10 protein-coding genes are annotated in these 8,957 nt (G+C 37.5%); all 10 read right to left on the reverse strand.

All coding sequences use genetic code 11. The features are described from left to right. On the reverse strand, nt 1–752 hold a 752-nt coding region (locus V7659_RS13565; RefSeq protein ID WP_335540438.1), incomplete at its 3' end, for an isoprenyl transferase. Nucleotides 753–1,018: 266 nt separating this feature from the next. Next, nucleotides 1,019–1,576, reverse strand: coding sequence for a ribosome recycling factor (frr, locus tag V7659_RS13570; RefSeq protein WP_144549039.1), 558 nt, complete (start codon nt 1,574–1,576; stop codon nt 1,019–1,021). Continuing rightward, nucleotides 1,576–2,301: a UMP kinase gene (gene pyrH / locus V7659_RS13575; RefSeq protein ID WP_026566459.1), complete on the reverse strand. Its 726-nt coding sequence runs from the start codon at nt 2,299–2,301 to the stop codon at nt 1,576–1,578. Before pyrH ends, frr begins: the two co-directional genes overlap by 1 nt. Before the next feature lie 106 nt (nt 2,302–2,407). Continuing rightward, complete coding sequence (gene tsf, locus V7659_RS13580) at nt 2,408–3,289, reverse strand: translation elongation factor Ts (RefSeq protein ID WP_283878313.1); 882 nt, start codon at nt 3,287–3,289, stop codon at nt 2,408–2,410. 140 nt (nt 3,290–3,429) lie between these two features. Beyond that, nucleotides 3,430–4,134: a 30S ribosomal protein S2 gene (gene rpsB, locus V7659_RS13585; protein ID WP_144549034.1), complete on the reverse strand. Its 705-nt coding sequence runs from the start codon at nt 4,132–4,134 to the stop codon at nt 3,430–3,432. 197 nt (nt 4,135–4,331) lie between these two features. Beyond that, entirely contained in the window at nt 4,332–5,111 is a 780-nt protein-coding gene (gene codY, locus V7659_RS13590; protein WP_335540439.1) for a GTP-sensing pleiotropic transcriptional regulator CodY, read from the reverse strand. 120 nt (nt 5,112–5,231) lie between these two features. Next, the gene (gene hslU / locus V7659_RS13595; RefSeq protein ID WP_335540440.1) at nt 5,232–6,635 is read right to left on the reverse strand and encodes an HslU--HslV peptidase ATPase subunit; all 1,404 of its coding nucleotides are present in this window, start codon (nt 6,633–6,635) and stop codon (nt 5,232–5,234) included. A gap of 19 nt (nt 6,636–6,654) precedes the next feature. Further along, entirely contained in the window at nt 6,655–7,197 is a 543-nt protein-coding gene (gene hslV / locus V7659_RS13600) for an ATP-dependent protease subunit HslV (RefSeq protein ID WP_335540441.1), read from the reverse strand. Nucleotides 7,198–7,381: 184 nt separating this feature from the next. Then, a complete protein-coding gene (gene trmFO / locus V7659_RS13605; protein ID WP_335540442.1) occupies nt 7,382–8,689 on the reverse strand; it encodes an FADH(2)-oxidizing methylenetetrahydrofolate--tRNA-(uracil(54)-C(5))-methyltransferase TrmFO in 1,308 nt (435 codons plus the stop codon). Between the two features lie 196 nt (nt 8,690–8,885). Further along, on the reverse strand, nt 8,886–8,957 hold a 72-nt coding region (locus tag V7659_RS32125), incomplete at its 5' end, for a hypothetical protein (protein WP_420491730.1).

Genomic DNA, 8,957 nt, shown 5'->3' on the forward strand with positions numbered 1-8,957 from the left:
CGTTTTTGGAAGGTTTCAATTGCTTCAAGTAAATGTTCCTCACTAAAATCCGGCCATAACACATCTGTAAACCAAAACTCTGAGTATGCTAACTGCCAAAGCATAAAGTTACTAAGTCGAATTTCACCACTCGTACGTATTAATAGGTCTGGGTCAGTAAAGTTGGCAGTCATTAGATAGGAAGAAAAGACTTTATCATCTAGGTCTGTCTCATTTAGTTTACCACTTTTGCTATCATTTAAGACCTTCTTAACGGCATCAAGTATTTCCGCTCTACTCCCATAATTTAAAGCAAAATTGAGAACTAACCCGTCGTTATCCTTCGTATCCTCAATCGCTTTTTCGATTGCACGGAGTGTATGTGGAGGAAGTTGATCTTTGTAACCCATCATTTTCACCTGTACATTTTCCGCAATCAAATCAGGGAGAAAAGTACCTAAAAACTCGTCAGGAAGACTCATTATATATTCCACTTCATTCTTTGGTCTTTTCCAATTTTCAGTCGAAAACGCATATAATGTTAACGTCTTAATTCCAAGTTCATTTGCTAATTTCGTTGTTTTACGGACTACTTTCATACCTTCGTGATGACCAGCAATCCTCGGTAATGCTCGTTTTTTAGCCCAACGCCCGTTTCCATCCATAATAATCGCCACATGTTCAGGAACAGGCAATTTTTTTATTTCATCTATTTTATTTCGGAGTGTGGAAAGGGTGTTTCGGTTCTTCCCAAGCCTTATTTTATTAAACATGACATTGCTCCTCTAATTAGTTAATCATTCCTCCGAAAATAAATCATCGATCAATTCCATTGAAGCGTGTGTTGTTATGTAATGGACATTTCGGGGTAGCATGTTTTTATCATACCAAAAAAGCATTAAGATATCTCTATTAATTAACTTATGTAAAATAAAAGGAATTAAGAATTATTTTCAGACAACCTTCAAAATCCCTCAATAGATTTTATTTACGTAATAAAATAGTGAAAAACCCCCTAAATAGAGGGTTCGATAATGAATTATACTTCCATAATTTCTTTTTCTTTATCTTTTGTGACTTGATCAATTTTACTAATGTATTCGTCTGTTAACTTTTGAATATCATCAGAATGACCGCGAAGAGCATCCTCAGTAATTTCCCCATTCTTCTCAAGCTTCTTCAAATCATCATTACCGTCACGACGGATATTACGGATAGCTACTTTAGCTTCTTCTGAGTACTTTTTAACTAACTTAACTAGTTCTTTACGGCGCTCCTCTGTCAATTGTGGGATCGCAAGGCGAATTACCGTGCCGTCATTGGTAGGATTTAATCCTAAATCGGATTTGAGAATAGCTTTCTCAATATCACCAAGAATGGATTTATCATAAGGTTGAATCACAATTAGTCTTGCTTCAGGTGTGGTAATTCCAGCCATTTGATTGACAGGAGTTGGTGCACCATAGTAATCAATTGTAATTCTATCTAATAATGAAGCACTTGCTCTTCCCGCTCGAATACTTGCAAGTTCACGTGAATATGACTGTAGCGCTTTTGTCATACGATCTTTTGTCGCAGCAATGACCTGTTTCGGCATTAATGTTTCCCCCTAACAATTGTTCCTATTTTTTCACCCATAACGGCTCGTTTAATATTACCCTGCTCCATTATTGAGAATACAATTAATGGAATATCATTGTCCATACATAATGAAGAGGCAGTTGAGTCCATAACTGCTAATCCCTCTTTAAGGACATCAAGGAAAGATAGATCTTCATATTTGATTGCGTTAGCATCTAAACGCGGGTCAGCAGAGTAAACTCCATCGACATTATTTTTAGCCATCAAAATCACTTCAGCATCAATTTCCGCTGCTCGGAGTGCTGCAGTTGTATCAGTTGAGAAATATGGATTCCCTGTACCAGCCGCAAAAATGATCACCCGTTTTTTTTCTAAGTGCCTAATCGCACGGCGTCTAATATAAGGTTCTGCCACTTGGCGCATTTCAATTGATGTTTGCACCCTTGATTCAATCCCTAAGTGCTCCAAGCTATCTTGTAGAGCTAAAGAATTCATTACAGTTGCAAGCATCCCCATATAATCAGCTGTTGCCCGGTCCATTCCCATCTCACTACCGATTTTACCACGCCAAATGTTACCACCGCCAACAACGACAGCAACTTCTACACCAAGTTCTGCTATTTCTTTCACTTGAATAGCAATTGATTTGATAACTGAAGGTTTAATACCAAAGCTTTCATCACCAGCTAGTGCTTCACCGCTCAACTTTAAAACTACGCGTTTGTACTTAGGACCGCTCATATAAACCTCCAATATGTATTTATTTCTTCTTAAAAAAGGGAACACATAGTGTCCCCTATTTAATAACTATTTCGTAATATTCCCTTTCGTTCAAGAATATTTCCGATTATTTTTTAATTTGATTCATTACTTCTTCTGCAAAGTTATCTTCACGTTTTTCAATGCCTTCTCCTACTTCGTAACGAACGAATTCACGGATTGTAGCACCTTTAGATTCAACAAATTGACGTACTTTTTGATCAGGGTTTTTAACAAAAGTTTGGTCAAGAACACAAACATCTTCAAAATATTTTCCAAGGCGGCCTTCAACCATTTTTTCAACGATCTTTTCAGGCTTGCCTTCGTTTAGAGCTTGTTGAGTTAATACTTGACGCTCATGCTCTACTTCGTCTTGTGAAACTTGGTCACGAGAAACATATTTTGGCTTAAGTGCAGCGATATGCATAGAAACATCTTTTGCAGCGTCTGCATCTGTAGTACCTTCAAGAACAGATAACACAGAAATGCGGCCACCCATATGAATGTATGCACCAAATGCATCGTTGTCAGTTTTTGATAACACTGTAAAGCGGCGAAGTGTTAATTTTTCACCAATCTTAGCAATCGCAGCATTGATATGGTCTGCTACAGTAGCGCCATTTTCCATTGTTTGAGCAGATGCTTCTTCAACAGATGCTGGGTTGTTTTTTAGAAGGTGTGCAGCTAATTCTTTTACAAGCGCTTGGAACGCTTCGTTTTTCGCAACGAAATCTGTTTCAGAGTTTACTTCTAGGATAACTGCATTGTTTCCTTCAGTAACAACATATGTTAACCCTTCAGCAGCGATACGGTCTCCTTTTTTAGCCGCAGATGCAATTCCTTTTTCACGTAAGAAGTCAATTGCTTTGTCCATATCACCATCAGTTTCAGTTAATGCCTTTTTACAATCCAACATACCTGCACCAGTTTTTTCACGTAATTCTTTTACCATTTGAGCAGTAATTGCCATAATGTAAATTCCTCCTTTATTTTTCTATGTATCCATATCTTAGCCAATGACAGCTAATATAAAACTTTCTTAAAAAAACCTTCTTAAAAAAAGGTGATAAAGGGTCTCCCTCTTATCACCTTTACATTTAATCACTTAAATTAAGCTTCTACAGCTACTTCTTCACCTTGTTTAGCTTCAAGGATCGCATCAGCCATTTTACCAGTTAAAAGTTTAACCGCACGGATGGCATCATCATTCGCTGGGATAACAACATCGATTTCGTCTGGATCACAGTTTGTATCAACGATACCAACGATAGGAATGTTTAATTTCTTAGCTTCCGCAACAGCGATACGCTCTTTACGAGGGTCGATGATGAATAATGCATCTGGAAGTTGTTTCATGTCTTTAATTCCGCCTAGGAATTTTTCAAGACGTTCTTGTTCTTTCTTTAATTGTACTACTTCTTTCTTCGGTAATACTTCGAAAGTACCGTCTTCAGACATTCTTTCAATATCTTTTAAGCGGCCAATACGCTTTTGAATTGTTTCAAAGTTTGTAAGTGTACCACCTAACCAACGTTGGTTAACATAGTACATACCAGAACGGCCTGCTTCTTCTTTAACAGAATCTTGAGCTTGTTTCTTAGTACCAACAAAAAGAACTGTTCCACCGTTACCAGCAAGTTCCTTAACCCAGTTATAAGCTTCTTCAACTTTCTTAACTGTTTTTTGTAGGTCAATGATATAGATACCGTTACGCTCTGTGAAGATATATTTCTTCATTTTTGGGTTCCAACGGCGTGTTTGGTGTCCAAAGTGTACACCAGCTTCAAGCAATTGCTTCATAGAAATTACTGACATGATTTTTTCCTCCTAATGGTTTGTTTTCCTCCGCTTACTTCATTTTTAAACAGAAACTGTTATGAACAGCACCATCTGTTTAAATCAATAAGCGTGTGTATTAACACCGTAAAATAATATAGCATATGTGATAATAACAATCAAGCATTACTTTACTAAAAAAATAAAATCCCTAGCGTGGCTAGGGAATGGTTTAATTAATTTGCTCTTAGTTTATCTAATTCAATCAAGAACTTATCATTTAAGACTTTGATATATGTTCCTTTCATACCAAGTGAACGAGATTCAATTACCCCAGCGCTCTCAAGCTTTCTTAAAGCGTTAACGATAACTGAACGGGTAATTCCAACACGGTCTGCAATTTTAGATGCAACTAATAACCCTTCACGGCCATTTAGCTCTTCAAAAATATGCTCGATCGCTTCGAGCTCACTATATGACAATGAACTAATCGCCATTTGAACAACAGCTTTACTTCTTGCTTCTTCTTCAATTTCTTCTGACTTTTCACGAAGGATTTCCATACCTACAACTGTTGCACCGTATTCTGCAAGGATTAAATCTTCATCATGGAATTTTGCTTCTAATCTTGCAAGGATGAGTGTTCCAAGACGTTCCCCTCCACCAATAATAGGCACAATAGTTGTTAAACCTGTACGGAATAAGTCTCTGTTTTCCACTGGAAAAGCAGTATATTGGCTTTCAATATCAAGGTTTGAAGATGTTTCTTGAATATTAAATAAACCATTAGTATATTCTTCAGGAAATTGACGATCCTCAAACATCTTTTTCATTCTTTCGTTTTCAATTTGCTGATAAATTGAAAAACCAAGAAGTTTTCCGCGACGGCTGACAATATACACATTTGCTTCAATTGTTTCACTCAATGTCTCGGACATTTCCTTAAAATTAACTGGTTTTCCAGCCGCCTTTTGCAATAATACGTTAATCCTTCTAGTTTTTGTAAGTAAATCCATCTGTTTCTTCCTCCTAAGTAACTACAACCATTATTAAATTTTAATCAAGCAAAATTTCTACATTTTAGGTATTTAATAAATGAACATTGCTTCTATAATTAAAAAAACAAATGTTCACTTTTATAGGATAAACTGACTTAAATCTTTGTTTTTCGAAATAGCACCGAGTTTATCATCTACATACTGTGGTGTAATAGTAACCTTCTCCATAGAAATATCTGGCGCCTCAAAAGATAAATCTTCTAAAAGCTTCTCCAGTATGGTATGAAGACGTCTTGCACCAATATTGTCTGTATTTTGATTCACTTCATATGCAACTTCAGCAATTCTACGAATAGCATCGTCAGAAAATTCAATTTGTATACCTTCAGTTTCCAATAATGCTTGATATTGCTTAATTAGTGCATTATCCGGTTCGATTAAGATCCTGAAAAAATCTTCCACAGTCAGCTTCGTTAATTCAACACGAATCGGGAAGCGCCCTTGAAGTTCCGGAATTAGATCTGAAGGTTTTGCCATGTGAAACGCGCCGGCTGCAATAAATAGTACATGATCCGTTTTCACTGACCCATATTTTGTTACCACTGTTGAACCTTCAACAACAGGTAAAATATCTCGTTGGACACCTTCTCTTGATACATCTGCTGAAGAACCTCCAGAGTTCTTGCTAGCGATTTTATCAATCTCATCAATAAATATGATTCCATTTTGTTCAGCTCGGTAGACTGCTTCTGACGATACTTCATCCATGTCAATTAGCTTAGAAGCCTCTTCACTAGTTAACACCTTTCTAGCTTCACGAACAGTCAATTTGCGCTTTTTGCGTTTCTTAGGCATAAAGCTACTTAGGGCATCTTGCATATTCATCCCCATTTGTTCAATCCCTGAGCCTTGAAGCATATCAAACATTGATGGCGTTTGCTCTTCTACTTCGACTGTAACGATTTCTTCCTCAAGCTGCCCTAGTGCTAATTTTTCTTTGACAATTTTCCGTTTTTCTGTGATCGAATAATCTTCTTGCTGAGTTTCTGTTTCAGTTGACGGATTGCCGCCGCCAAAAAGCATCTCTAGTGGATTTTTAAAGTTATTTGCCTTTTTAGCGGACGGAACTAGTAAATCGACAAGTCGGCTGTTCGCATTCTCTTCAGCCCGTTCCTTCACACTTTGCATTCGTTCCTCTTTAACTAAACGTACAGAGGTTTCAGCAAGATCTCTAACCATGGATTCAACATCTCGCCCGACATAACCCACTTCAGTAAACTTGGTAGCTTCCACTTTGATAAAAGGAGCGCCAACAATTTTAGCGATTCTTCTGGCAATTTCTGTTTTCCCCACACCAGTAGGCCCAATCATCAAAATATTCTTAGGGATAATTTCATCTCTTAGTTTCTCATTTAATAAACCTCTTCTGAATCGGTTCCTAAGGGCAACAGCCACTGCTTTTTTAGCATCCTTTTGTCCAATGATATATTGATCAAGTTTTTCAACTATTTGACGAGGGGTTAAATTAGTGGTTCTTCCCATAATTATTAGTCTCCTTCCGTTATAGCTCTTCCACAATAATGTTATGGTTTGTGTACACACATATTTCCGCGGCTATTTCTAAAGAAGCTTTCGCTATTTCCTTTGCAGATAAGTGGTCACCTGAATATTTCTTTAATGCACGGCCTGCTGATAACGCATAGTTACCACCTGAACCAATCGCAAGAATTCCATCGTCAGGTTCGATTACTTCTCCAGTTCCAGATACAAGCAGTAAATGTTCACGATTCATAACAATTAGCATCGCTTCAAGCTTTCTGAGCACTTTATCGCTTCTCCACTCTTTAGCAAGCTCTACCGCAGCTCGTTGAAGGTTGCCGTTAAATTCTTCTAATTTCCCCTCAAATAGTTCAAAAAGGGTAAATGCATCTGCAACAGAACCAGCAAAACCAGCAAGTACTTTTCCATTAAATATCTTTCTAACTTTTCTTGCTGTGTGCTTCATCACTACTGCATTACCAAATGTCACTTGTCCATCACCTGACATTGAATATTCACCATTATGATGGATTGCAAATATCGTTGTCGCATGAAATTGGTTCATAAAGATGAGCCTCCTTTTGGAGTGATTTCGATTACATTTTCGCACAGATAATTATGTAACATGTGAAATTTCAATTTGTAAATACTCTATAATTAACTTTAAGAAAATATTCACATTTGTCATAATATTCTCCTCGCAAGGGCTACTAAATCGTAACATACTTCTAATTCCCTTGCAATAAACTTTACAAAACTTTCACAAAGTTCTGAATTGTTTCAAGCGCTCTATTTGCGTGCTGTAAATTACGCTCTTGCTTTCCTTTAATTCTTACCGGCAGTTCGGGAAATAAACCAAAGTTTGCATTCATTGGCTGGAAATTCTTTGCGTTGGTTGTCGTAATATAATGTGCCATGCTTCCGATCGCTGTTTCAGCTGGAAATTCAAGTGGATCCAAACCTTGGCTTAACCGTGCGGCATTTATTCCTGCAATTAACCCGCTTGCAGCCGATTCAACATATCCTTCTACCCCTGTCATTTGACCAGCAAAGAATAAATCTTCCCGGTTGCGGAATTGATAAGTGGCTTTTAAGACCTTTGGAGCATTAATAAACGTATTACGATGCATCACACCATAACGGATTATTTCCGCATTTTCTAATCCAGGAATTAATTGAATGACTTCCTTTTGTGCGCCCCACTTTAAATGTGTCTGAAAACCGACAATATTAAAAAGTGTTCCTGCCGCATCATCTTGACGAAGCTGTACTACTGCAAAAGGTCTTTTTCCTGTTTTTGGGTCTTCCAATCCTACAGGTTTTAAAGGACCAAATAGCATCGTTTTCTTTCCTCGAGACGCCATTACTTCAATGGGCATACACCCTTCAAAAAAGACTTCCTTTTCAAATTCTTTTACAGGAACTGTTTCAGCAGAGATTAGCGCCTCATAAAAACGGTTAAATTCTTCTTCGGTCATTGGACAGTTCAAGTAAGCTGCTTCCCCTTTATCATAACGGGATTTTAAATATACTTTTTCCATATCAATACTATCTTTTTCAAGTATTGGTGCAGCGGCATCGTAAAAATAAAGATATTCCTCGCCTGTCAGCCCCTTAAGTTTTTCAGAAAGATCCGGACTTGTTAGCGGTCCTGTGGCAATAACTGTTATACCCTCGGGAATTTCCGTTACTTCTTCATTTACTACCGTCACATTTTCATGATTTTTTACCATTTCAGTCACTTTTGCTGCAAATTCATGGCGGTCGACTGCTAGCGCACCCCCAGCAGGTACAGAACAAGCATCTGCTGCCGCGATGATGACGGAATCAAGCTTTCTCATTTCTTCTTTTAATACGCCTACTGCATTTGTTAATGTATTAGCACGTAAAGAATTACTACAAACTAATTCTGCAAATTTATCGGTATGGTGTGCAGGAGTTTGCCTCACTGGTCTCATCTCATATAGTCTTACTTTGACCCCGCGTTTTGCAATTTGCCATGCTGCTTCACTTCCTGCAAGGCCAGCCCCGATTACATTTATCGTTCCATCGTTCATTTATTATCCTCCTAATATTAACCTTGGTTTATGTAAATGTGGAAAAGTTCACATACCTATCATTACCTTTCCCACAATTAAGTCCAACTTGCATTGTACTATACGAATGAAAAAGAAAAAAGTTTTAAGCAACTCGGAATTATTTTTAATTATGATTATAACAAAATGAAAAGAGTGGACTTTGTCCACTCTCCCCTTAGTTTTGTGGTTCTTCTTTGTAATCACAACTTACACATTGAACTTGCACGCCTTTTTTTAATTTCTTTTC

Origin of the sequence: Neobacillus drentensis (assembly GCF_036966985.1) — a bacterium.
Lineage (GTDB): Bacteria > Bacillota > Bacilli > Bacillales > Cytobacillaceae > Neobacillus > Neobacillus drentensis_E.

Coding starts and splice junctions, on each gene's coding strand:
- frr (WP_144549039.1), bottom strand. CDS start 1,576: ATGCCGAAACAGGTCATTGCTGCGACAAAAGATCGTATGACAAAAGCG.
- pyrH (WP_026566459.1), bottom strand. CDS start 2,301: ATGAGCGGTCCTAAGTACAAACGCGTAGTTTTAAAGTTGAGCGGTGAA.
- tsf (WP_283878313.1), bottom strand. CDS start 3,289: ATGGCAATTACTGCTCAAATGGTAAAAGAATTACGTGAAAAAACTGGT.
- rpsB (WP_144549034.1), bottom strand. CDS start 4,134: ATGTCAGTAATTTCTATGAAGCAATTGCTTGAAGCTGGTGTACACTTT.
- codY (WP_335540439.1), bottom strand. CDS start 5,111: ATGGATTTACTTACAAAAACTAGAAGGATTAACGTATTATTGCAAAAG.
- hslU (WP_335540440.1), bottom strand. CDS start 6,635: ATGGGAAGAACCACTAATTTAACCCCTCGTCAAATAGTTGAAAAACTT.
- hslV (WP_335540441.1), bottom strand. CDS start 7,197: ATGAACCAATTTCATGCGACAACGATATTTGCAATCCATCATAATGGT.
- trmFO (WP_335540442.1), bottom strand. CDS start 8,689: ATGAACGATGGAACGATAAATGTAATCGGGGCTGGCCTTGCAGGAAGT.